We start from the raw sequence: 22382 nt of genomic DNA on the forward strand, positions 1-22382 counted from the left end.
TATCAACAGTGCCTCGCGTAATGAGCCTGATCGGAAACCGGCGGCTGGGCCGCGATCGTCAATTCCATCAGATAGCCTTGAGGTTCTTCCTGAACCACCCAGAATCCCAGGCTGCGATACAGCCGAAACGCACGGTCGTTACCGTGGTCGATGCGCAGTTGTAGAATCTTGAACCGCCGGCGCTGGAGATACTCGATGGCGGTCTGGATCAATCCTGATACCAAGCGTAACCGACGATACTCCGGCAAGGCGGCAGCGAGCGTCATGTACGCAATGCGACATGACGGATCGTTGCAATAGATTGCGGTCATCGCGACCATTTTCCCGGCGTCATAGCTCGCGAAGACGGCGGCATTTCGTGCCATCTTTTCAGCATATACAGCGAGATCCGTTCGCGCGGAGCCTGGCGGGGTGAAGTCATTATCTGTCTCTTCCAGGAACGTTTTGATTTGATGGATCAGGGATGTAGTCATGTCATCAAGCCTTCTCTGCGTACAGGTGGATGTTGATAAGCACGAAAATCCGGTTTGAGCATTTCCCTGACTTCTTCCCTGTCATGGAACATCAATACATCGATGATGGAAAGCGCAGGGTGAAAGGTCGGCGAAAACTGCTGATACTCCACCAGATTGGGTTCGACGAAGCACAACTCCACACCATGGCTCAAAAAGCTGGCTTCGTCGTAAAGATCCCGCCCGCCTGGTGCGTTGTAGTACTTTTTTGCCTTCTCGCGCAGGCATATATCGATCACTCTGGCTGGTCCGGCAAGGTCGGCATTGCCGTAAATGGCAGAAGATTCAACAAATTTGGTATCGAGTTCGAGATACTGGGAAATCAGCATTACGCTGCGTGCAGCGAGCGGCGCGATACGCTCATCTCCATACGACACTATTTCCCGTATCAACTGCAATACCGGGCTGAAATAGGGTGCCTTTGCATAGGCATAGCGTATGCTTTCAAGCAGACGGAATTCCCATTCTCCATCCTGGTGAATGCGGATCTCGTTAATCTTCGCAAACTGGCTCGCGTGGGAAAGCGGTACCGTCAGATAGTGTGGTCGCCCGTTCAGTAAAACGCGGTTGCGGTTGATCCATCCCCTCTTGATAAAGTTGACATCGTCATAGAAGACAAATTTGTCCGCGTTGGCGACGAGCTGGTAATAGCCCAGATAGGGGAAGAAATAGGGCTGCATGATTGCGAGCTTCATCTGGCGCAGTCCGCAATGACAGCCACGATGGTATTAAGCTGATCCATTTCAAGCCCGGGATAGATAGGAAGGCACAAAACACGGCGCGCCACGTCAGAAGCGACCGGCAGGTTGGCCGGGCTGGCAGAGGGCAGCCCGCGGTACATTGGGAATTCCGAAATCAGCGGGAAAAAGTAACGGCGAGCATAGATTTGCGATTCTCTCAGGCTTGCGTAAAGTGCATCCCGACTGATCGGGAAGTCGCCGTTCACCAGAATGGGAAAATACGAGTAGTTCGCGGTGGTCTCGCCTGCCATCTTCACACATTCAATGCCTCGAATGCCGGCGAGCATTTCACGGTAGGTATGGTCAATGCTCTTGCGACGCGTGAGCGCCTCGTCGATATATCGCAGTTGCAGCATGCCGAAGGCTGCGTTGACTTCACTCATTTTTCCATTGATGCCCGTTGCGACAACGGTCGTCTCATCGACAAACCCGAAGTTCTTCAGGTGGTCAATGCGCTGCTTTGTCTTGGCGTCAGGGCAGACGATGGCTCCGCCTTCAAAGGTATTGAAAACCTTGGTCGCATGGAAGCTTAAAACCGACAAGTCGCCGCAGCGCAACACGCTGCCGTTTTCGTTACGTACACCGAAGGCATGCGCGGCATCGTAAATAACCCTGAGGTTATAGTTGTCGGCAATGCGCTGGATCGCATCCACATCGCAGGGATGGCCATAACAATGCACCGGCATGATGGCGGTCGTCTGCGGCGTGATGGCGGCTTCGATACGTTCCGGGTCCAGGTTGAGGGTCTTCGGGTCGATGTCGACAAATACCGGTTTTATCCCGTTCCACAGCAGAGAGTGCGCGGTTGCCACAAAAGAATACGGCGTCGTGATGACTTCGCCTGTTATACGTAGCGACTGCAAGGCGGTCACCAATGCCAGCGTTCCGTTAGCAAACAGAGCGATATGGTCGACGTCAAGGTACTCGCAGAGCGCCTTTTCAAGCTGCTGATGAAACGATCCGCCATTGGTGAGAACCTTGCTTTCCCAAATCTCTTCGAGATAGGGAATGAATTCGGCGAGCGGCGGTAGATAAGGCTGGGTAACGTAAGTGGGTGACGCCGCCCGCGCACGCAGGGAATACAGTGGATCGCGCTTATTCATGAATTCCTCTTTGCTTTTATGGTGTTCGGTACTCGGTTTAATCGTCACTGATAATTGCAGTACGCCCTAAGCCGCGGGATTCCTCTGTGCCTTCTGCAGATACCACGGCATAGCTGCTTCCAATCCTTTGCGCAAATCATGGGTTGGCGTATATCCAAGCGCCGTAATTGCTTTTCCAATGTCAGCTTGCGAGTGCATGACGTCGCCTTTGCGAAAATCGATGTGAATGGGTCCGCGCTTAGTTGCCACGCGGTGCGCGGCGAGAATGTCCTTCAAGTGATCGAAAAGCTGGTTCAACGTGGTCGACCCGCCGACCGCTACGTTGTAGACCTCGTTTTTCTTGTCATCGGACACGGTGGCGGCCAGCAGATTGGCCTGCACCGCGTTATCGATGTAGCAGAAGTCGCGGCTGGTGGTGCCATCACCATTGATGGTCACCGTGTCGCCCCGGATCATCGAGGCAATCCATTTAGGAATAACCGCGGCATATGCGCCATCGGGATCCTGGCGTTTGCCAAAAACATTGAAATAGCGAAGCCCGATCGTCCTAAATCCATAGCATCGCGCAAACACATCGGCATAAAGTTCATCGACATACTTGGTGACGGCATAGGGCGACAAGGGCCGTCCGATCCTGCTCTCGATTTTTGGCAGGCCAGGATGATCGCCATAGGTGGAACTGGATGCCGCGTACACGAAAGAGGCAACTCCGGCGTCGCGCGCAGCGACCAGCATGTTCAGGAAACCGCCGACATTCACGGCATTTACCGTGATCGGATCTTCCACCGAACGGGGTACCGACCCCAGTGCTGCCTGGTGGAGCACATGTTCGACGCCATGAACCGCTTCCCGACAGGCGTTGATGTCACGGATGTCTGCGCGGACAAGCTGAAATCGTGAGAACCGCTCGCTGCCAACCGCCTCATGTACCTCATCGAGGTTGTGCTGGTGCCCCGTCGCAAAGTTGTCCAGGCCGACGACGGTCTGGTTGAGTCTCAGCAAAGCTTCCAGCAAGTTGGATCCGATAAATCCGGCACAGCCCGTCACAAGCCACTTCCGCGGGCGCACTTTCAGATCTTGCCTAACAAGAGAAATCAGCGATGTGTTCGGAGGGTTCACGTGGTTCGCCATGGCATAATGATTAAAGACGGAGATCGGCGTCCGCCTTTGGCAGGACGTATTTCAGATCGAACAACACATGTCTTTCCTTGCCAAAGCTGCGCAAGGTCGTCGTGCCCATCTGCTGGAATTCACGATGCGCGACCGCCAGCACGATGGCGTCATATGCCCCGGTTTCGGGATATTGAATCGGGGTAATCCCGTATTCGTGTTCGGCGCTTGCCGGGTCCGCCCAGGGGTCGTAGACATCCACCTGGATGTTGTAATCCTTTAAGGCATTAATGCTGTCGACAACCTTGGTATTACGCAGATCCGGGCAGTTTTCCTTAAATGCCAGGCCCATGATCAGCACCCGTGCATTCTCGATCGGCACATGGCTTTTGATCATTTTCTTGATCAGCTGACCAACCACATATCCGCCCATGTTGTCGTTGATTCTTCGTCCGGCCAGAATGACTTGCGGGTGATAGCCGATTTCTTCCGCCTTGTGCGTCAGGTAGTAAGGGTCGACCCCGATGCAATGGCCGCCGACGAGGCCTGGGCGAAATGGCAGAAAGTTCCATTTCGTGCCGGCAGCCATCAAGACGTCTTCCGTATCGATACCCAGCTTGCGGAAGATGATGCACAGCTCGTTCATCAGCGCAATGTTCAGGTCGCGCTGCGTGTTTTCGATCACCTTTGCCGCTTCCGCTACCTTGATCGATGCGGCACGGTGTGTGCCGGCTTCGATAATCGATCCGTACACGCTGTCGATAAACTCGGCTGATTCCGGTGTCGAGCCGGAAGTGACCTTGGTAATAGAGGACAAACGGTGTAGTTTGTCGCCCGGATTGATGCGTTCAGGACTGTAGCCTACAAAAAAATCCTCATTGAATTTCAGTCCTGAAGTTTTTTCGAGCAAGGGCACGCAATACTCTTCGGTCGCACCAGGATAAACGGTCGATTCATAGACGACGATGTCCCCCTTCTTAAGGACCATGCCGACAGTTTCGGATGCACCGCGCAGGGGACTCAGGTCCGGTTTCTTATGCCGGTCGACCGGGGTAGGTACAGCGACGATGTAAAACGTTGCACGCCGCAGGTCATCCAGACTGGTGGAAAAGCTGAGGCGCTCCGCAGCCGTCAATTCTTCCCGATCCACTTCGCGGGTGTAGTCGATACCATCACGCAGTTCCTGCACACGTTTTCTATTGATATCGAAACCCAAGGTCGGAAATTTTCTGCCGAAAGCAACAGCCAATGGAAGGCCGACATAACCGAGGCCGATTACCGCGATGCTGGTATTGATGGAGACTTTCATGATCGAGGTTTTAATGTAGGTAGTAATCGGTTAAGAAATCCGCGCGAGTTCTTTATCGTGCTTCCTTGACGGCTGAGTCGGGACGAATTCCAAGAGCAAGAACGGGATTCAGACGCCAGCGTCCGCGCACGAGGCGGGTATATACAGTGATATAGATAGCGACATTGGCAAGAACGACCAGGGCCGGTGCATCTGAACCGAAGATCACGGCAATGACTGTCATTCCGCCGATCCAGACGGCAGTCACACATGAGACAGCTGCGTTGCGAACCCAAGGCTTGCTGTCGTTACGAGGAATGAAGCGCCATACCAGGCGGCGATAGATCAGCATGTGCAAATGCAGGCGATCGGGAAGTCCGGGGCTCATCTTGCGGATCACCTTTTTCCGGTACATGCTGTACAGCACTTCGATGATCGGGTAGGAACAGATCGCCAGTACTTGCCATGCGTTGATCGACGGATTGCGGACAATGAGGAGCACGGCGACTTCGGCGACCCAGAAGCCGAGAAGATAGGCACCGCCATCACCCATGAACAGGCGGCCGGTCGGGAAATTAATCAGAAAGAAACCGAGCGTCGCGCCTATACCAACCGCAATGATCTTCAGGACGAAATAATCTCCCGCAGACCAGGAAAGCATTCCCAGACCACCAAGGATAATCACCACAGTTGTCGCGGCGAGGCCGTGGAAACCGTCGATGATATTAATGGAATTGGCTACGCCGGCGACCGCGAACGCGGTAAAGGCAACTGCTACGAAAGGCAGTGTTGCGAATACGTAGTCGATTGCACTGACGTCCACCCGCGGCAGCGATGCATCAACGAGCCAGCTTGCCAGGAGCGCGCTGGCAAAGGTGGCCGCCAGGCGCGATTTGACGGATGTGCGTTTGGTTATGTCCTCGATCAACCCGGTTATGAATGCGGGGACACCAGCAAGCAGCAGCAGCAGAATCTTGCCCGTGCCTCCTTCGGAAGGTGGCTTCGGATAATCGAGCGCTTGATACAGCAGGGCAGCCAGCAAGGCAATGGAGAGGGCCATGCCGCCAATCCGGGGCACCGGCGTCTTATGAAATTTCTGTGCACCACTCAGGTCTACATCTAGCGAAAGACGTCCATGCAGTTTCTGCGTGAGAACGATCAGTATGCTTAGGAAGAAACTCACGCAGGCAGCAACTACTCCGGCGCTTAGCACACCAGTTGAAGACATCATGTTTGCACCTCGATCAGTTCACGGGATAGTAAAGAGATGGCGCAGTGACAGCCCTTTACTCATTAGCACGTGAAGCGCCCACACAAACGGTCTTGAGCAGTGTTTTCTCCTGCCCAGTCATATAGGTCAATAAGCGTCGCTACAGGCCGATACATGAATGGCCCGCCAAGCAAGTTCATACCTATTTTTCTACCAATGCATAAGCGACTTCCCGGCGTCGCGGCTTTGTCTCCGCTCCAAGACACTCTAAGAGTTAATGAACAAAAAAATAAGTATGAAATTTCGCTTGATCGATATGTTCTATGCATTAATTCATCACTTTTTTTAATCGATGAATCGAACCTGGTGACGGGATGATATTTATCATTGACGCGGATGCGCCTTGGAGGGACGGAGACGTTAATCCTATGCGCGCATGACAGAAAAGTTAGATCGATTTTGGAGGCTGGTGTCGATACACATCGCGCATCTTGATAGAACGTTCGATTGTCCTTGCCAAGCTTCTCGCTAAAGGCATGAGCGGTAGTAGTTCCAACAGACTGAAAAATGAACCCTGATGCAGTGCGAACAGATCAGGAAAGTGCCATCAAAACCGAAATGCGGAAAAATCGATTACGGCAAGGTGCGCAGGCCCTAAATGCGCTTTTAATAGCGCCTGTCAAAATGCCGCTTGTGATGCCGCTTGGGGCCGCCGAGATCTCCTTGCCATTGTCATTTTTTTCATTTTGACAGAGGCTTTAAGAAAGCATGTACGACGTTAGATCGAGGGCGCGCGTTTAACCTTTTGTCAGCGGTAGCGGAAAGAGCAATCGACCCGGATATGGGTAGGCGAAAAGCGTTGCGAAAAATCGACGCATACCCGAAAACTGCATGAAAGTGATGAAGGTGTAGATGAGGAGGCAGTACGACGCTCAATGCAGGACTCCCTTCTGACGTCCATAATTGCCTGGTACATCAGTAGGGATTCCTTTCGAACCAATCGAATCAATGTTGCTTATCGGGTTTGATCATGCATAGGCACCACCATATCCGTAGCGGCTATGCCGTGCTTTCGAATCATTCAGGACCAATCCCGTCACCGTATGCCCGGCTTGATTGAGATATTTTGTTGCCTCTTCGACTTCATGCGCAGTGCTCTTTCCTCCCCTGACGATGTTGTAGATGGCGCCGGCATGTGGCGCAACCGATAAGGCATCCGATACCTCAAGTATCGGTGCCGTATCAATCAAGACATAATCGTAACGTGTGGACAGGAGTTGAAGCAGCTTGCCATAGTTTTCGTTAGCGAGAAGTTCAGCCGGCTTGTCGGTCGGGCTGCCGTTGGCGATGAAGTCGACGTTCTCTGCCACGTCATGATGGATCGCATGATTCAGCATGGTTTTGCCGGTAACGACATCGGCCAGGCCACCTTCCCGTCGAACACCAAAATAATGATGCAGATGTCCGGATCTCAGGTCGGAATCGACCACGAGCACCTTTTTGCCGATCGACGCCAGCACTACGGCAAAGTTGGCAGAGACGAAGGATTTGCCAACGCCGGACGTTGCTCCCGTGATCATGATGATGTTGGACTTGGCGTTCACCATGGAATGCTGCAGGAAGTTACGGAAGCGGCGAAGGCTTTCGGCGGTATCGTTGGCCGCATCGTTCAACGGAAGGATCGGAGGCCTGGAGTTGGACCTTCCAATCAGTTTCGGTGAAACCATACTATGTGGAATATTGGCAGCAACGGGCATGCCTAACAGCTGTTCTATATCCTGCGGCGCATCGATTTGACGATAGAGGGTCTTCCTGCCGATTGCGGCAAGAATACCAAGCAGGATTCCGCCTATCCCCGCAGCGCCAAGAATAAGTGCTCCCTTCGGTTTCACTGGCTTATGTGGAACAACTGCCGAATCGAGAAGACGAGCAGTACCGACTTTGCTTTCCGATGCGACGCGCAATTGTTGTGCGGTGCTGAGCAGTGAGGTATAAAGTTCTGTATTGATCCGGACGTCCCGGTTAAGACGAACTACGTTCTGCTCTACCTCGGGCAGGCGCTTGATGCGTGCGTCGACCGTGGCCAGATCGCGCTTCAGTTCGCGCATCTGCTGATTGATTGTTTCAACGGCAGGGTGCGTTTCTTCAAATCTGTTGAGCAGTTCTTCCTTGCGCTGACGCAATTCAACCATCTTGGTTTGGGTATAGACGGATTGCTGCAGCATGGACTTTGCCTCTTCTCCCAGATCGACCGTGCCTCGGCTGTTACGCAGGCTGTTGTACTTGGATTCTGATTGTTCCAAGTCCTGCTTAAGTTGAGGCAGCTGGGTATTGAGGAAGGCAAGCATCTTCTCGGCTTCTTCTGATTTCTGGTACACGTTCTGACGGACATATTCGCGGCTGACACCATCAAGAATCCGCATGGTAAGGTGCGGGTTGGGCCCGTCCAGGGTGGCTTCAATAATGCCTGATTGCTTTCCTTTTTCAGAAATCTTTAATCCTTCCTGCAGCCGCTCTATAGTATCGGCCCTGGTATAGCGTATGGCAGTGAACTCGGCTTCAGGCCTGGCGTTGAGCTGGTCTACCATCAGAACAATCGATTTGTCGCCGAAAGGAAAGCGCTGAGATACGCCGACTCGTCCACTTCCAATGACGCCGTGGTCGGGTGACGTAAGTTCATACTTGCCATCCGCAAGCGCCTTTAGCGTAAATGCGTGACCTTCCAGTTCCTCCGGGACGTCAAACTGTGAAACGGTTGCCTCTTCTTTTCCCCATACATAGCCGCCGTATCCGAGTAACCCGGGCTCGGAAAGCCCCTTGTTTCGCTTCGCGAGCCATCTGCCAAAAACCGGCAAATATTTTGGACGCACATCGATATAAAACTTGCCGGCATCCACCGCCTTCGATACGACTGCTCTGGATCTCAATACCTCCATCTCAGCGGCGACGGCTGATTTAATATCGAAGTTCATGTCCGACGGACTGGCGAGATCGCCGAGAACGTTCTTGGCACGACCGGTCCCAGGATCGACCTTGATCAGGATATTGGCTCGATAGATTGGCGTAGCTGAAATCGTGTAAACAAGTCCTGCGATAATGGCGAGACATGTGCAGGCAATGATAAGCCAGCGGCTGTCATAGAGGACGGATAAGTATTTTGCGACGTCCAGTGTTTCCTTTTCTTTCGGACTCGAAGAGGTAAGTTGCAGGGTAGCTTGATTCATGGGCTTCACTGAAATAAGAAAACAAAATGATCTTGACGGACGCTTTCCCGTGCCACGTTATACAGACTGCGTCACAGGTAGCTTTAATGTACTATTCACTTTCCTAAAGAATAAGTACGGAATTTCGATAGAAATTCGATTTATCGAGCTTTTGCGCACAGATTTTTAGATCACTAATGAATTGGTGACCGCGACACTGCACTAACACGATAAAAATTCGATGATTTGGTGTCCGCTTTGCGGCGCTGAGCATTAATTAAGTTGGGATGGCTTGTCTCCTTCTGCCCGGGCGATCTTTGAGAGACCTAATTGTCTGGATCTTGAAAGATACGCTCTCTGCACTGACGTTAATTTCCTCTTGGAATATTTTCTGCGCTTAAGCATCGCGCTTGAATGCATGCCAACGCTTGCTTGCCTATGCTTTGATTAATGCGGATATCTTCGACGGGTTATTGCGGTACGCTCGTGCCCTGCATAGTTATAGTTATAGGAAGAATGCGAATGCCGCTTGTCAGACTACTGATTGACGACCGATACCACAGGCTGCGCTTTATCGCCGCTTTGCTTATCTATCTGGCCGTACTGGTTTTCGGATCGATCCCTGGAGCCCGTGCGGAGATAGGTGAATTCGCCTCGGGTCTTATTCTTCATTTCATTACGTATTCGGTGATCGCATTTCTTTTGTTCACGGGTTTCCATAACGCGTATTCGGCAAAGGGCCTCACTACCGTGGTGATGATTGCGTTAATGGGGGCGCTGGACGAGTATGTCCAAACTTTTTTTCCGTATCGACGAGGAGCAATAGGGGACTGGTATGTCGACGCGAGTGCCGGCATACTCATGTCAAGCCTGCTATGGGTATGTCTGGAGACGAAGCGGCGCCGCATTCGGACGCCATAATGAAAGCCGGGCCAAGCCCGGCTTCTGCAAGACGAATGGTCTTGTATCTTGAGGAGGGTTCTTCGTTCAGTTATTCAAAACGTTTAAGCCGGTCCGGACTTCTGCCTAGCCATGTCCGGGCGGGCATGCACAACTCTGCGGCGCTGGTATCGTCGTCATTGAGACGATACATTTTCGCCCAGATGTTAATGCATCGAGATACATCCTCACGCGTTAGCTTTTCAGGACGATTCGACTTGTCAGTATCGAACAAGGCAGGAGTGCTGGAAGAAATATCGCCGACAGGGATTGCCTTGAGCGGCGACGAACGAGAAACGAATTTTTGCATGTTGACCTCGCTACAGTGCAGTGCACAAGAATCAGTATATGCCTGCGCAGGGTCGGTGTAAAACGCGTTGTGCAGATTTTTCTTGTGCGGCGTGGTAGCCGTTGGCATAGCGAGACAAAGCTGTTTAAACCGTCCTGCGGGGCAATAAAAATCAACGCAAATTTCCCCAGATTTCGCTCTGGGGAAACAAATCATCGACTGGGGCGCCAATACCAAACTCGCGATAACCATAACGGCATATCGCTGCGCCGATTTCTATAAAGCGCTCAAGTTCGGATGGACCAAGTTTGGAAGAGATCTCTTCAAGCCGCTCCGCAAGTAATGCAGCAATGCAATAGAGATCGGTATCGACTGCGTCGTCCCGGTCCCTCATCATGCGTTCAAGAATCCGGTACTTATCCACGTCTACCTCCGTAACTACAATGAGCACAGTATAAGCTTCTGACAGCCGCGAACAAGTCGCAGTGCAGTATGGATGCAAGTCAATATGCGGTCTTGTATCGGAAGTTTTCTCAAAAAATAGATTACGTTTGAAGGCTACCTTATGTCACGGCTAAGTTGCCGGCTAAGAGTGGCGCATTCAGCCGGATGACCCGTGCGGTGTGCTTCCGGTAGACGACTACTGTGGAAAAAATAGATGAAAAATAACGATGGTGATAACGATGGGTGTACAGCGCTTAGAGGATGTGGCTTAACACGTCACCTGGATATTCGGGTGAATATTCCGGCAGGAAAGTCCGTTCAAGAATACTTGCCGCCAATTCCACTTTGTGGCGACGAGTACTTATTATCGGTGTCAGAGAGCATTGATGAAGCTTAACAAGCCAGCTTGACTGGCTTGTTAAGCTTTACAGGATTTATTTATTAAAAGTGTCTTTCACATTGCCGACTGTTTTTTGCACCTGACCTTCGGCCTGCTTTTCAATACCCTTTTCCTGCTGCTTTTCATTGTGCATCATTTCACCGGCTTTCTGCTGCACCTTGCCTGCGGCGTCCTTGACGCTGCCTTTGACTTGATCCTGGTTCATGATGTGTCCTTTCCGTTGTCAACAATGATTCAGTTAACAATAAGAGCCGTTCGGTTTGAGAAAGTTTCATCAGGCGGCTGGGTATCCGGTGGAACGAGAAGCACCTGTTCCCAAGCAATCATTACTGTGCAATTACTGCGTGTTCAAACTCAGGTTCTGAAAGCATTTATGGAAGAACACGCAAAACACGCCTTGTTTGCGCACGCTCAACCGGCACCCAAAAAACGCAGACGGTGAACATTGACATGCACTGGCCACACGCCAACACTGAAGCGCGTGGCATGAATACGCATAGGGCCGTGAGCAATCAGATTATTCTGCAAACCTCCTTAACGCCTTCGCCAACGCGCCTATCCATTTACGCTCTAGTCCAACACGAGTTCCTTCCCATCAAGGAGAAAAAATCATGGCCGATACAGCCGGGATGACACCCGATATGGAAGCACTGAAGACACGCCTGAAGGCAACATGGATGTCGGGCGACTACGGACATTTCGCCAAATACCTTGAGCCTGGCGCCCTTGAGTTTTACCAGCGGCTTGAAGTAGCCCCTGAAACGCGCATGCTTGATGTTGCGTGCGGTGCAGGCCAGATTGCCATTCCAGCTGCCCGTGCCGGAGTGAAGGTCACAGGCATTGACCTTGCGACGAATCTTGTGGAGCAGGCAAGGGCGCGCGCCAAGGCGGAAAACGTCAATGCACGCTTTGATGAGGGAGATGCCGAAATGCTGCCGTATCCGGATGCCTCTTTCGACCTGGTAGTCAGCTTGATCGGCGCCATGTTTGCTCCACGCCCTACGCATGTGGCCGCCGAGTTGATACGTGTCTGCCGTCCGGGCGGTCGGGTGGCGATGGCCAACTGGACACCCGAGGGGCACGTAGGACAAATGTTTAAGATCATTGGCAAGCATGTTCCACCCCCGCCCATCATGCCGTCGCCTTTGCAATGGGGCGACGACGCCATCGTGCGCGAACGTTTGCGGAATGGCAGTTCGAGCATGAAAACGGCGCGACGCATGTATCCCATGCACTATCCATTTCCTCCTGCCGAGGTTGTGGAATTTTTCTTCAGCTTTTATGGGCCGACACTACGCGCCAAGGCGGCGCTGGGCACTACTGAACAGGAGGCGTTGCGGCGTGATCTGGAAGAGCTTTGGGAAGCAAATAATCGCGCAACGGATGGAACAACCAAGGTCGATGCAGAATATCTGGAGGTTATTGCAGTCCGTGGGTAAACGTACCGGTTCCTGGTGAATACAGGGACAGGCGCTTTCAGGCAATCAATCCGGCTGCGGCCCGTGGCCCGGCATCGTTCGGGCTTGCGAAGTGCAATTCCTGTCTGTGTCGTAAACGCAAAATCGCACAGGTTCACGGCCGTGAGCCGAGCCTCTTTCCGAGATAAACGCTAAACACCACCGCTGCGCCAAAGCCCATGGTAAGCGGATCGAGTTTCTCGCCTAGCAATGGCACTGAGAAAGCCATTGCAAAGAAAGGCTGCAGTAATTGGACCTGGCTGACGCGCACCGACCCACCAAGCGCGAGCGCACGGTACCAGGCAAAGAATGCAACCCACATTGAGAATAGACCGACGTACGCAAAACCTAGCCAGGCAGTGCCTGTGACGGACGTGGCTGGCCAGGTCAGCAAAGCTCCGGGAAGCGTGACAGGGAGAGAAATAACAGTCACCCAGCAGATCACGCGCTCCGCGCCCAATGCAGGAGTCACCAGTGCGCCCTGAACATAGCCGATTGATGCAGCCACTACTGCTGCCACCAGAAGCAGGTCGGCCATGTCGAGCTGGAAGCCGCTGCCGGAACTTGAAGAACGAAGCAGTGAGTACACAACCACCAGGGCAGTACCAGCACATGCACAGAGCCAGAAGCCAACGCCGACCCGTTGACGCAAGGTCCATGCGGCGGCTACCGCCGTAACAAGCGGCAGCAAAGCGGTTATCACGGCTGCATGGCTTGCGGTAACGCTGCGCAATGCGAATGCAAGCAGCAGGGGATAACCGATCGCGTTTCCCAGCGCAGCGATAATTAGTGCCCGCCACTGCTTTCGGTCCGGCCATGGAGAACGCGTAAAGATAAGTAGCGCAATCGACAGAATCGCGGCGACAACCGCACGCCCAAAGGTCACAAACCATGGAGACAGCTGAGGTGCCGCATTTGATCCGATTGCAAGTCGGGTCATCGGCAAAGTCAGCCCGAACAAGGCCATCGCGCACAAGCCCAGCCACATGCCCTTGGTCGAAGGCGTCAGTGCATCGAAGCGTTGCACAAGTGAACTGGCCATCAAATTAGAACGCATTGCAACTTAATGCGTTGCGCCCACGATCACAGGGATTTCCGTGGCAGGCGGCGTATTGCGGCTACGTCCGCAACGCACGATGCCATCGATCATCACCATACCGACGCCCGGGATATCGCCGAGTTGCACGCTGTCGAGCAGATCCCTTCCCGCCGAATGCTGCGCCTTGTCCATGAACACGAAATCCGCTGCCCGACCCACTTCAATGAGGCCACAGTTAAGCTTGCGTATCCGTGCGGTGTTACCGGTTGCGAAGCAGAACACAAGCTCTGCGGGAATGCGGGCGATACTGGACAGCAGCGCAACCATACGCAGAATTCCCAGGGGTTGTACGCCGGAGCCTGCCGGACCGTCCGTGCCAAGGATGACGCGATGCGGACACTTGAGCTGCATCGCCGTCTGGGCGGCCGCAATTGCCACACGCTCATTGCCGTTGTGGACAATCTCGATGGCGCGGCGCGACTTTTCGCAAAGCTCGCAGACGTGGGCTTCCGGCAATGCCGTGTGTCCGCCATTGATGTGGCCGATCACGTCGGCGTCGGCTTCGAGGACGACATCCTTGTCGATCAGCCCGGAGCCGGGAATCGACGGGCCGCCGGTATGGATAGTGCTCTGGATACCGTACTTGCGCGCCCAGGCCACCATCTTTTGCGCTTCTTCGCCAGCCTTCACCGATCCGAGACCGACTTCGCCCAGCAGTGAAACCCCGGCCTCGGCCAACTCCTTGAAGTCCTGTTCCGTCATCCCTTTTTCGATGACGGGCGCGCCGGCGAGGACTTTGACGCCACCCGGGCGGAAATTATCAAAGGCGCGCTGCGCGGTAATCGCGAGCGCCTTGAGGCCGACGATATCTTTCGGCCGGCCAGGAAGATGCACTTCACCGGCTGAGATCATGGTGGTGACGCCGCCATTCATCGTGGAATCGATCCAGCCGAGCTGGCCCTGTCGTGGCGTCCAGTCACCAAATACCGGATGAACGTGACTGTCAATCAGGCCGGGCGCGACGCAGGTCTTGCGTGCGTCAATGACCACGTCGGCCTGGTCAGTATCGCAATCGGAAGCGGATCCGACGGCGGTAATCAAACCGTCGTTGACCACGATCGTATCGGCCGACAGCACCGGGTTATCGATGTCACCCGAGAGTAATAGTCCAATGTTCCTGATGACGACTTTTCCGGATGTCTGTGCGCTACCTGCATCTGCCATGTCCTGCCTCCTGTTTCAGTTAAACGCTACCCGCCGCAAGCGGGATGGATTCAATGACAACAATTCGCAATCTTTCGCTTCACCCCGTCGACATGATGGGAAGCGACACATCCTGAGAGGCAAGGCCGTCAGGATTGACACATACCTGGCGGATCACCGCCGATGTGATGAACTCTTCCCAGTAGGCAAGCGCGTCTGCCGCACCAAGGTCTTCGCCAAGGAAGGCCGACAGCGTGAAGCGATTGGATAGATAGAAATAGGCGAGAGCAGCACTCATCAGATAGATATCCCGTGCCCTCAGGTCGGCGCGAAACACGCCGGTTTCGGCGCCTTTCGCGAGCACCCGGCCCATCAGGGAAATCGCTGGCGAAGAATACTCGCGTGCGCGCATCGATTTGGAGATGTGCTTGCCGCGATGCAGGTTCTCGCTGTTGAGCAGGGTAATGAACTCGGGATGCTGCTGGTAATAGGTCCACATGAAACGCACCAGCGTTTGCATGTCTTCGATCGGGTCGTCAAGCTTGAGGGCAAGCCTGGATTCCGCCTCGTTGAAACGGCGGTAGGCATCCTCGATTACGGCAATAAAGAGCTCTTCCTTATTGCCGAAATAGTAATAAATCATCCGGTCATGCGAGTTGGCCGCCTTCGATATCTGCTCGATGCGGCCCCCGGCGAAACCATGTTTTGCAAATACCTTGGTCGCTGCGCGCAGGATACTTTCCTGCGTCGACTGGGCCGCCAGCTCCCGCTGGCGCGGACGCTTTGCGGAGGCCGCAGTGGCAGTGGTGCGCCGGGGGGAGGAAGTCGCCATGTCGGATGTTATTGAAAAACCGTCAGCCTTGCGGACATAACAATGTCATTCAAGGCCATGGCGTTTATTGCTCCGCGAACGCGCGTTCGATCACGAAATCGCCGGGTGTCGAGGTGTTGCCTTCGACGAAGCTGCGTTCTTCCAGCATGCGCTTCAGATCACGCAGCATTGCCGGGCTGCCGCAGATCATGACACGGTCGGTTTCGCGATTGAGAGCGGGCACGCCGAGGTCGGAAAACAGCTTGCCGTTCTCGATCAGGTCGGTAATGCGGCCCATGTTCTTGTACTGCTCTCGCGTTACCGTCGGGTAATAGCGCAGCTTGCTGGTGACCAGGTCACCCAGGAATTCATGATTTGGCAGGTGCTCGACCAGCAGATCGTGATATGCCAGTTCGTCAGTTGTGCGGACGCCATGCACCAGGACGACCTGATCGAATTTTTCATAGGTTTCCGGATCGCGGATGATGCTCATGAAGGGCGCGAGTCCGGTGCCGGTCGACAGCAGGTAGAGGCGTTTGCCGGGTAACAAATAGTCGATTACCAGCGTGCCGGTCGGCTTGCGGCCGACAATGACCGTGTCGCCGACCTGGATATTCTGCAGGCGCGATGTCAGGGGGCCGTCCGGTACCTTGATACTGAGGAATTCGAGGTGTTCTTCGTAGTTGGCGCTGACGATACTGTAGGCACGCAGCAGTGGTTTGTTGTTGACACGCAGGCCGATCATCGTGAAATGGCCGTTGCTGAACCGCAGCGACGGGTCGCGGGTTGTGGTGAACGTGAACAGGCTTCCATTCCAGTGATGGACGCTCAAGACACGTTCTTCGTTAAAGGCGCTCATGCTTTCTCCGTTGCGAAAATAAAAATCAGGCGTGGTCAACGCTCAAGGTGCATGAGTTTACCTGTTTGTTCCCGACAAGTCTCCGGATCGGGCAGTGCATCAAGCGAATTTGAGATGCCGGAGCAGGCCGCGAGGCACTGCGCAGTGCGCCTTGTGAATCGCCGTAGTCGTTCCGGCAGGTACTCGCGCCCATAAATTGCCTTCGCAATGCAAGCCATGTAATCGGTGCATGCCATCTATTAAGAGCGATGCAGGCCTCTGCAAGGACATGAGTCATCTCAGTTTTCCCTTTCCGCATCCCGCTATCTACAAGGCTTCAACGCACATTGGGCTGATGCTGATGGAGTGATTTCTACATGAAGATGTAGTGTACACTAAACGAAAATGTAGTGTACACTACATTTAATCGAATCTAAAACGTGTCGAGCTAAACGGAGACATCCAGCATGACCGAGCACACGAAGACAGACGGATTGCCCGGGATGGAACCCCAGGTGCTGGAACGGGCCAAGCCCCGCAGCGAACGCATGGCAGGTGACAAGATCGAATGCAATGCCTGTCCAGTGCTGTGCCAGATTACGGTAGGGCGCTCCGGGGCCTGCGACCGCTATGCCAACGTTGACGGCACCCTGGTGCGCGTCGATCCGGTGATCCTGCTTCGAAAGGCTGTCGATGGCGGCGAGCAGGTTCTGGTGCCGTTTGCGGGGCGAACGTTAACAAACGACATCGAGTCCGTCGCTCCGGTGGCAGAGTCGGCTGGTGGTAATGCAAGTAATGCAAATGCGCCGGCCGCATGGAATGGCGACCTGCTCCATGCCGACGACGTATTTGTTACCGGAGTCGGATCCTCGACCACCTATCCCGACTACAAACCTGCTCCTTTCATCGTTTCGTCCCAGTCCGATGGTGTCGATATGGTGACCGTTGTCACCGAAGGCATCTTCAGTTACTGCAGCTTCAAGGTAAAAATCGACACTGACCGCTACCTTGGTCCTGAACAGGCCAACATTCGCTACAAGGGCGAAGTCGTCGGTCATGTCACCACGGCCGAATACGGATCGCAGATGCTGTCATTGGGTGGCGTCCACCACCTGACGGGCGGCAGCAAAAAAGAGGGCCGCCTGACCGCCGAAATCATGCAATTGCTTGGCAACAAGCAGGCTGCGGAGGTCATGATTGACGGCGGCTCCCAGATCGTCATCCAGGCCGGTCGCGCGCCGATTGTGAACGGCATCGAAGAACAGCGTATGCGGGTCGGCTGCGGGTCGGCCACCATTGGAATCTTCGCCAAGCAATTATTCGGCAAGGTCGACGAAGTGATTGTCGTCGACGACCATATCACTGGCGTGCTGACCGAGCACCAGGCCGGCCGTTGTCTCGATATGCCGCTGTCCGGCGTCAAGATCCGTGGGCGCAAGTCCACCCCGGGCCGCTACTTTCAGGTCGCCAATCCCGGTACCGGGTGGGGCGGCACCGACATCGCCGATCCACTCAGCATTCTCGAAGGTTGGGATGCCAGTATCGCCAGACCGGGAATGCGCCTCCTGATGACGTCGACGACAGGCGAACATGCTGCATGGTTCGTTCTCGATGAAAACCTGACGCCGGTCGAAATGCCGATGCCGCCTGAAGTGCGCAGCGTCGTCGAGCGTATTGGCGAAAACTGCGAACCGTCGCTCACCACCGTGCTGTTCCTTGGCGGCGCCGGTGGCAGTCTGCGTGCCGGTGTGACAGAAAATCCGGTCCTGCTGACACGCGCCATCAAGAATGCACTCGTCAATGTCACCTGTGGCGGGGCGCCAGCCTATGTCTGGCCAGGCGGTGGCATCACGGTGATGACCGATGTGACGCGCATGCCGGACAATAGCTTCGGCACCGTGCCGACACCCGCGATCGTTGCGCCGATTGAATTCACGATGCGCCTTGCCGACTATCAGGCGCTTGGCGGACATATGGAATATGTACGTCCGCTATCCTCTGTCCTTCAAAGTGGCGCATGGCATAACGAGGGCGCACCGCAACGGCGAAAATGGCTGCAGCAACCCGATGTCAATGCCTGGCCATCCGCGGTCGGGCCAATGCTCGGTTAGGCGGGTGCGAGAGATGGTCGCTCAACGTGCTTCGCTACCCGACGGACGTCTCCACTTTTCGCATGGACCCATCGACCTGATCATTCAGGCCGACGGACTACCTGACAGCATCCGCGCCGCCCATGCACACGCATGGCAACGCTTCGAAACGCTGTTATCCGAGCTGGTTGACGAATTGCCCGCCCTACGCTCACCGCTTGGTGAGCAACGCCTGCTGAAGGGCAGCGTGGCCCAACGCATGTGGGAAGCGTGTTATCCCTTTCGCTCTGGCTTTATTACTCCGATGGCTGCAGTGGCCGGATCGGTCGCACAGGAGATCATCGCCTGTTATGCGCGCCGCAATATCACTCGTGCGTCGGTCAACAATGGTGGCGACATCGCGCTCTACCTTAGTGCAGGCAGTTCATATCGGGTCGGCATATGCACCGACATAGACGCGGCAACCGAAAAAGCGGCACAAGGACTGGCACTGCCAGCGGACCTGCAACTTCGCATTGATGCGGCGATGCCTGTGCGTGGCATCGCCACCAGCGGTTGGCGTGGACGCAGTTTTTCGCTCGGCATCGCGGACAGCGTTACGGTGCTTGCGGCCAGCGCAGCCCAAGCGGACGCCGCAGCCACGGTGATCGCCAATGCCGTCAATATCGACGATGCGCGTATCAAGCGAGTGCCTGCCTGCTTACTCAAGGACGAGACTGATCTTGGAGAAATACCGGTTACCGTAGATGTGCCCCAACTCGATCACGCGCGCGTTCATGCTGCGCTGCAGGCGGGTTTGTTACAGGCACGGCAATTGCAGGAACAAGGGCTGATCTGGAACGCGATACTTGCATGCCAGGGACAGGTGATGCATTTGCATGATCATGGGCTGAGCGTCGAGCCACGCTCCACGCAAAGAATCGCGTACGATATTGGCAAGAGTCGGTATTCAGCGGTACTCTAGAAAAAATGAAAGGGAAGGGCTGGGCACATGATTCAATCCATGATGCAATCAACACCTGCGAGGGCATTTCCATGATCGAGATACGTCGGGTTTTCTGGCATGTGGAAGACATTTACCACGAGTTCGGGCCCGTGGCCGAGCACCCGCTGAGACGCGGATATATCGCAGGCGTTCTGACCAACCCGTATGCTGGCCGCTATGAACCCGATATTCTGCCGATGATGGAAGAACTTAATCCGCTCGGCGTCCGGCTGGCTCACGAACTGCTGGAGCATCTTGCCGTGCCGGCCGAACATATCGAGGGTTATGGCAAGGGCGCAATGATCGGTTCCGCAGGCGAACTCGAACATGGTGCGCTTTGGCACGTGCCCGGAGGGTATGCGATGCGGGAATTGCTGGGATGGAAGGGCAACCCGGCAGACTATGCCGCCGGCAAAGGGGGAGGCGTTAAAGGGCAACCCGGCAATGGCTTGTCGATCGTTCCTTCCACCAAGAAAGTCACGGCTCCCGGCGGCACGCTCGATGTCCCCCTGACGCACATCAACGCCGCCTATGTGCGCAGCCATTTCGATGCAATCGAAGTACGGGTGCCAGGAACGCCGCGCCCCGAGGAACTGGTCGTCATCCTCGCCATGAGTACCGGGCCGCGCATACACGCGAGGGTTGGCGGGCTGAAGGCAGCCGACATTTCACAGTGGGACGGACTGCGCTAATGCCGGTGAACCATGCAGTCGAACAGGCTTTGACACATCACATACGGAAGGACACGCAATGCCAGCAAAGATCCGCAAACTGATTGTGCAGGTGGAAGAAACCCACGTCGAAATGGACCGCGCGATTACACCGCCGACACGCAAGGCATTGGCCATGGCGGTCATCGACAATCCCTATGCCGGACGCTATGCCGAATCGCTCGATGAATTGATTGCCATTGGCGAAGAGCTCGGCGGCTTGCTGGGCAAGCGCTGCGTCGAGGCATTGGGCATTGCACCAGAACAGGCACAAAGTTATGGCAAGGCCGCTATTGTGGGTGAGGCGGGCGAGCTGGAACACGCGGCCGCGATTCTGCATCCCAAGCTTGGTGCGCCGCTGCGCATCGCTGTGAGTAAAGGCGCAGCTCTGGTGCCTTCCAGCAAGAAGCGCGGCGGGTTGGGTACGGCGATCGATGTGCCGCTCGGTCACAAGGATGCGGCTTTCGTGCGCAGTCATTTCGACGCCATGGAAGCGCGGGTCGCCGATGCGCCGCGATCCAACGAGATTGTCGTTGCTGTTGTCGTCACCGACAGTGGCCGGCCGTTGCCCCGCGTGGGAGGGCTCCAGTCCCACGAAATCAAAGGCGAGGATGGCTTGCGCTAGCCACTGCATTGCGCGAACGATCGCATCGATTGGTCCACAAATAAGGAGATCACCATGAACAAGACTACCAGTTGGCTCGCAGCGTCTGCTGTCCTTTGGGCAGCGTCCAGCGCCGTTGGCGCCTATGCGCAAAACGTCATCAAGATCGGCGAGATCAACAGCTACAAGGCTCAGCCGGCTTTTCTCGAGCCCTACCGCAAGGGACTGGAGCTAGCCGTGGAAGAGGTCAATGCTTCGGGCGGCGTCAACGGCAAGAAGCTCGAGCTGATCACGCGCGACGACAACGGTAATCCCGGCGAGGCGGTGCGCGCCGCCGAAGACCTGATGTCCCGTGAAAAGGTGGATGTGCTGACCGGCTCCTTCCTGTCTCATATCGGACTGGCGCTGACCGATTTCGCCAAGCAACGCAAATTCTTTTTCCTGGCAGCCGAACCGCTGACCGACAAGATCGTCTGGGAAAACGGCAACCGCTATACCTATCGTCTCCGTCCATCGACCTACATGCAGGTGGCGATGCTGGTGCCGGAAGCCGCTGCGCTGAAGAAGAAGCGTTGGGCATTGGTTTATCCCAATTATGAATATGGCCAGTCCGCCGTCGCGACCTTCAAGGAATTGCTGAAGGCCGCACAGCCGGACGTCGAGTTCGTCACCGAACAGGCAACGCCGCTGGGCAAGGTTGACTCCGGAAGTGTGGCCCAGGCGCTTGCCGATGCCAAGCCGGACGCAATATTCAATGTCCTGTTCGGCGCCGACCTGTCGAAATTTGTGCGTGAAGGCAATACACGTGGCTTGTTCAAGGGTCGTGAAGTCGTGAGCCTGCTGACCGGCGAACCGGAATATATGGACCCGCTGAAAGACGAAAGTCCGAATGGCTGGATCGTCACCGGCTACCCGTGGTACGGCATCCAGACGCCGGAGCACACTGCCTTCCGCAAAGCCTATGAAGCAAAGTACAAAGACTATCCGCGTTTAGGCTCGATCGTCGGTTACAGCGCGATCATGTCATTGGCCACCGGCATGAAAAAAGCGCAGTCCACGGAAACCGACAAGCTGGTCAAGGCGTTTGAAGGCCTGGTTGTCAAGACGCCGTTTGGACCCATCACCTATCGCGCCGAAGACCATCAGTCGACCATGGGTGCCTATGTCGGCCGCACCAAGAATGAAGGCGGCAAGGGTGTCATGGTGGACTACCGCTATCTGGACGGCGCGAAGTACTTGCCGTCTGCCGAAGTGGTTGCCAAGCGCCGGCCAGCCGACTGAAGCACAAGGCAAGGGAGAGTGACGCGCATGTGGACCTTGCTCTCCCCGCATGATGCTGGTCCACGGATCGGCAGGCAGTATTCTCGTTTCGGATCGTCATGGATTCATCCAGCTGAAAGAAAGAAC

21 protein-coding genes are annotated in these 22382 nt (G+C 55.0%); 8 read left to right on the forward strand and 13 right to left on the reverse strand.

Annotated features, from left to right (window positions below; translation table 11 throughout):
• Window positions 1-2 precede the first annotated feature (2 nt).
• From ASE07_RS17400 to ASE07_RS17435, 7 genes are all read right to left on the reverse strand, one after another.
• On the reverse strand, window positions 3-473 hold the full coding sequence (locus tag ASE07_RS17400) for a GNAT family N-acetyltransferase (protein ID WP_057292104.1): 471 nt from the start codon (window positions 471-473) through the stop codon (window positions 3-5).
• A complete protein-coding gene (locus tag ASE07_RS17405) occupies window positions 470-1207 on the reverse strand; it encodes a WbqC family protein (protein ID WP_057292105.1) in 738 nt (245 codons plus the stop codon). Before ASE07_RS17405 ends, ASE07_RS17400 begins: the two co-directional genes overlap by 4 nt.
• Window positions 1204-2355, reverse strand: coding sequence for a DegT/DnrJ/EryC1/StrS family aminotransferase (locus ASE07_RS17410; RefSeq protein WP_057292106.1), 1152 nt, complete (start codon window positions 2353-2355; stop codon window positions 1204-1206). Before ASE07_RS17410 ends, ASE07_RS17405 begins: the two co-directional genes overlap by 4 nt.
• A 66-nt stretch (window positions 2356-2421) precedes the next feature.
• Window positions 2422-3486: an SDR family oxidoreductase gene (locus ASE07_RS17415; protein ID WP_057292107.1), complete on the reverse strand. Its 1065-nt coding sequence runs from the start codon at window positions 3484-3486 to the stop codon at window positions 2422-2424.
• Window positions 3487-3496: 10 nt separating this feature from the next.
• The gene (gene tviB, locus ASE07_RS17420; RefSeq protein ID WP_057292108.1) at window positions 3497-4774 is read right to left on the reverse strand and encodes a Vi polysaccharide biosynthesis UDP-N-acetylglucosamine C-6 dehydrogenase TviB; all 1278 of its coding nucleotides are present in this window, start codon (window positions 4772-4774) and stop codon (window positions 3497-3499) included.
• 52 nt (window positions 4775-4826) lie between these two features.
• On the reverse strand, window positions 4827-5984 hold the full coding sequence (locus tag ASE07_RS17425; RefSeq protein ID WP_082584231.1) for an MraY family glycosyltransferase: 1158 nt from the start codon (window positions 5982-5984) through the stop codon (window positions 4827-4829).
• 1007 nt (window positions 5985-6991) lie between these two features.
• A complete protein-coding gene (locus ASE07_RS17435; protein WP_057292111.1) occupies window positions 6992-9187 on the reverse strand; it encodes a polysaccharide biosynthesis tyrosine autokinase in 2196 nt (731 codons plus the stop codon).
• Between the two features lie 501 nt (window positions 9188-9688).
• On the opposite strand from ASE07_RS17435, the gene ASE07_RS17440 reads away from it, so the two are divergent.
• Window positions 9689-10087, forward strand: coding sequence for a VanZ family protein (locus ASE07_RS17440; protein ID WP_235548511.1), 399 nt, complete (start codon window positions 9689-9691; stop codon window positions 10085-10087).
• 479 nt (window positions 10088-10566) lie between these two features.
• Here ASE07_RS17440 and ASE07_RS17450 read toward each other — a convergent pair whose 3' ends face one another.
• Window positions 10567-10818 carry a hypothetical protein gene (locus ASE07_RS17450; protein ID WP_057292114.1) on the reverse strand — a complete coding sequence of 84 codons (252 nt, stop codon included), beginning with the start codon at window positions 10816-10818 and terminating at the stop codon, window positions 10567-10569.
• A 234-nt stretch (window positions 10819-11052) separates the two neighbouring features.
• Between ASE07_RS17450 and ASE07_RS28900 the strand changes: the two genes are divergently transcribed.
• On the forward strand, window positions 11053-11235 hold the full coding sequence (locus ASE07_RS28900; RefSeq protein ID WP_156396723.1) for a hypothetical protein: 183 nt from the start codon (window positions 11053-11055) through the stop codon (window positions 11233-11235).
• Window positions 11236-11272: 37 nt separating this feature from the next.
• Here ASE07_RS28900 and ASE07_RS17455 read toward each other — a convergent pair whose 3' ends face one another.
• Window positions 11273-11443, reverse strand: a complete 171-nt coding sequence (locus ASE07_RS17455) for a CsbD family protein (protein WP_057292115.1) — start codon at window positions 11441-11443, stop codon at window positions 11273-11275.
• 406 nt (window positions 11444-11849) lie between these two features.
• Here ASE07_RS17455 and ASE07_RS17460 point away from each other — a divergent pair, with 406 nt between their 5' ends.
• Entirely contained in the window at window positions 11850-12677 is an 828-nt protein-coding gene (locus ASE07_RS17460) for a class I SAM-dependent methyltransferase (protein WP_057292116.1), read from the forward strand.
• A 133-nt stretch (window positions 12678-12810) separates the two neighbouring features.
• Here the strand turns inward: ASE07_RS17460 and ASE07_RS17465 are convergent, their stop codons facing one another.
• The 4 genes from ASE07_RS17465 to ASE07_RS17480 form a co-directional block, all read right to left on the reverse strand.
• Window positions 12811-13737: a DMT family transporter gene (locus ASE07_RS17465; RefSeq protein WP_057292117.1), complete on the reverse strand. Its 927-nt coding sequence runs from the start codon at window positions 13735-13737 to the stop codon at window positions 12811-12813.
• A gap of 21 nt (window positions 13738-13758) precedes the next feature.
• Complete coding sequence (locus ASE07_RS17470) at window positions 13759-14958, reverse strand: amidohydrolase family protein (RefSeq protein ID WP_057292118.1); 1200 nt, start codon at window positions 14956-14958, stop codon at window positions 13759-13761.
• Window positions 14959-15037: 79 nt separating this feature from the next.
• Window positions 15038-15769, reverse strand: a complete 732-nt coding sequence (locus tag ASE07_RS17475; protein ID WP_057292119.1) for a TetR/AcrR family transcriptional regulator — start codon at window positions 15767-15769, stop codon at window positions 15038-15040.
• Between the two features lie 64 nt (window positions 15770-15833).
• Entirely contained in the window at window positions 15834-16607 is a 774-nt protein-coding gene (locus ASE07_RS17480; RefSeq protein WP_057292120.1) for a ferredoxin--NADP reductase, read from the reverse strand.
• Between the two features lie 446 nt (window positions 16608-17053).
• Between ASE07_RS17480 and ASE07_RS17485 the strand changes: the two genes are divergently transcribed.
• The 5 genes from ASE07_RS17485 (at window position 17054) to ASE07_RS17505 (ending at window position 22256) form a co-directional block, all read left to right on the forward strand.
• The gene (locus tag ASE07_RS17485) at window positions 17054-18697 is read left to right on the forward strand and encodes a hypothetical protein (protein ID WP_057292121.1); all 1644 of its coding nucleotides are present in this window, start codon (window positions 17054-17056) and stop codon (window positions 18695-18697) included.
• A gap of 13 nt (window positions 18698-18710) precedes the next feature.
• A complete protein-coding gene (locus ASE07_RS17490) occupies window positions 18711-19640 on the forward strand; it encodes a UPF0280 family protein (protein ID WP_057292122.1) in 930 nt (309 codons plus the stop codon).
• Between the two features lie 71 nt (window positions 19641-19711).
• On the forward strand, window positions 19712-20353 hold the full coding sequence (locus tag ASE07_RS17495; RefSeq protein WP_057292132.1) for an amino acid synthesis family protein: 642 nt from the start codon (window positions 19712-19714) through the stop codon (window positions 20351-20353).
• Window positions 20354-20411: 58 nt separating this feature from the next.
• Window positions 20412-20996, forward strand: coding sequence for an amino acid synthesis family protein (locus tag ASE07_RS17500; protein ID WP_057292123.1), 585 nt, complete (start codon window positions 20412-20414; stop codon window positions 20994-20996).
• Window positions 20997-21050: 54 nt separating this feature from the next.
• Window positions 21051-22256 (forward strand): ABC transporter substrate-binding protein, encoded by a 1206-nt coding sequence (locus ASE07_RS17505; protein ID WP_057292124.1) that lies wholly within the window; start codon window positions 21051-21053, stop codon window positions 22254-22256.
• Window positions 22257-22382 lie beyond the last annotated feature (126 nt).

This window comes from Noviherbaspirillum sp. Root189, assembly GCF_001428545.1.
GTDB lineage: Bacteria > Pseudomonadota > Gammaproteobacteria > Burkholderiales > Burkholderiaceae_D > Noviherbaspirillum.

Bases quoted from the DNA above. Each gene is read 5' to 3' on its own strand.
- ASE07_RS17495 (WP_057292132.1), top strand. From the start codon at position 19,712: ATGATCGAGATACGTCGGGTTTTCTGGCATGTGGAAGACATTTACCAC.
- ASE07_RS17400 (WP_057292104.1), bottom strand. From the start codon at position 473: ATGACTACATCCCTGATCCATCAAATCAAAACGTTCCTGGAAGAGACA.
- ASE07_RS17405 (WP_057292105.1), bottom strand. From the start codon at position 1,207: ATGAAGCTCGCAATCATGCAGCCCTATTTCTTCCCCTATCTGGGCTAT.
- ASE07_RS17435 (WP_057292111.1), bottom strand. From the start codon at position 9,187: ATGAATCAAGCTACCCTGCAACTTACCTCTTCGAGTCCGAAAGAAAAG.
- ASE07_RS17415 (WP_057292107.1), bottom strand. From the start codon at position 3,486: ATGGCGAACCACGTGAACCCTCCGAACACATCGCTGATTTCTCTTGTT.
- ASE07_RS17465 (WP_057292117.1), bottom strand. From the start codon at position 13,737: ATGGCCAGTTCACTTGTGCAACGCTTCGATGCACTGACGCCTTCGACC.
- ASE07_RS17460 (WP_057292116.1), top strand. From the start codon at position 11,850: ATGGCCGATACAGCCGGGATGACACCCGATATGGAAGCACTGAAGACA.
- ASE07_RS17440 (WP_235548511.1), top strand. From the start codon at position 9,689: ATGCCGCTTGTCAGACTACTGATTGACGACCGATACCACAGGCTGCGC.
- ASE07_RS17500 (WP_057292123.1), top strand. From the start codon at position 20,412: ATGCCAGCAAAGATCCGCAAACTGATTGTGCAGGTGGAAGAAACCCAC.
- ASE07_RS17475 (WP_057292119.1), bottom strand. From the start codon at position 15,769: ATGGCGACTTCCTCCCCCCGGCGCACCACTGCCACTGCGGCCTCCGCA.
- ASE07_RS17480 (WP_057292120.1), bottom strand. From the start codon at position 16,607: ATGAGCGCCTTTAACGAAGAACGTGTCTTGAGCGTCCATCACTGGAAT.
- ASE07_RS17410 (WP_057292106.1), bottom strand. From the start codon at position 2,355: ATGAATAAGCGCGATCCACTGTATTCCCTGCGTGCGCGGGCGGCGTCA.
- ASE07_RS17505 (WP_057292124.1), top strand. From the start codon at position 21,051: ATGAACAAGACTACCAGTTGGCTCGCAGCGTCTGCTGTCCTTTGGGCA.
- ASE07_RS17485 (WP_057292121.1), top strand. From the start codon at position 17,054: ATGACCGAGCACACGAAGACAGACGGATTGCCCGGGATGGAACCCCAG.
- tviB (WP_057292108.1), bottom strand. From the start codon at position 4,774: ATGAAAGTCTCCATCAATACCAGCATCGCGGTAATCGGCCTCGGTTAT.
- ASE07_RS17455 (WP_057292115.1), bottom strand. From the start codon at position 11,443: ATGAACCAGGATCAAGTCAAAGGCAGCGTCAAGGACGCCGCAGGCAAG.
- ASE07_RS17425 (WP_082584231.1), bottom strand. From the start codon at position 5,984: ATGATGTCTTCAACTGGTGTGCTAAGCGCCGGAGTAGTTGCTGCCTGC.
- ASE07_RS17470 (WP_057292118.1), bottom strand. From the start codon at position 14,958: ATGGCAGATGCAGGTAGCGCACAGACATCCGGAAAAGTCGTCATCAGG.
- ASE07_RS28900 (WP_156396723.1), top strand. From the start codon at position 11,053: ATGAAAAATAACGATGGTGATAACGATGGGTGTACAGCGCTTAGAGGA.
- ASE07_RS17490 (WP_057292122.1), top strand. From the start codon at position 18,711: ATGGTCGCTCAACGTGCTTCGCTACCCGACGGACGTCTCCACTTTTCG.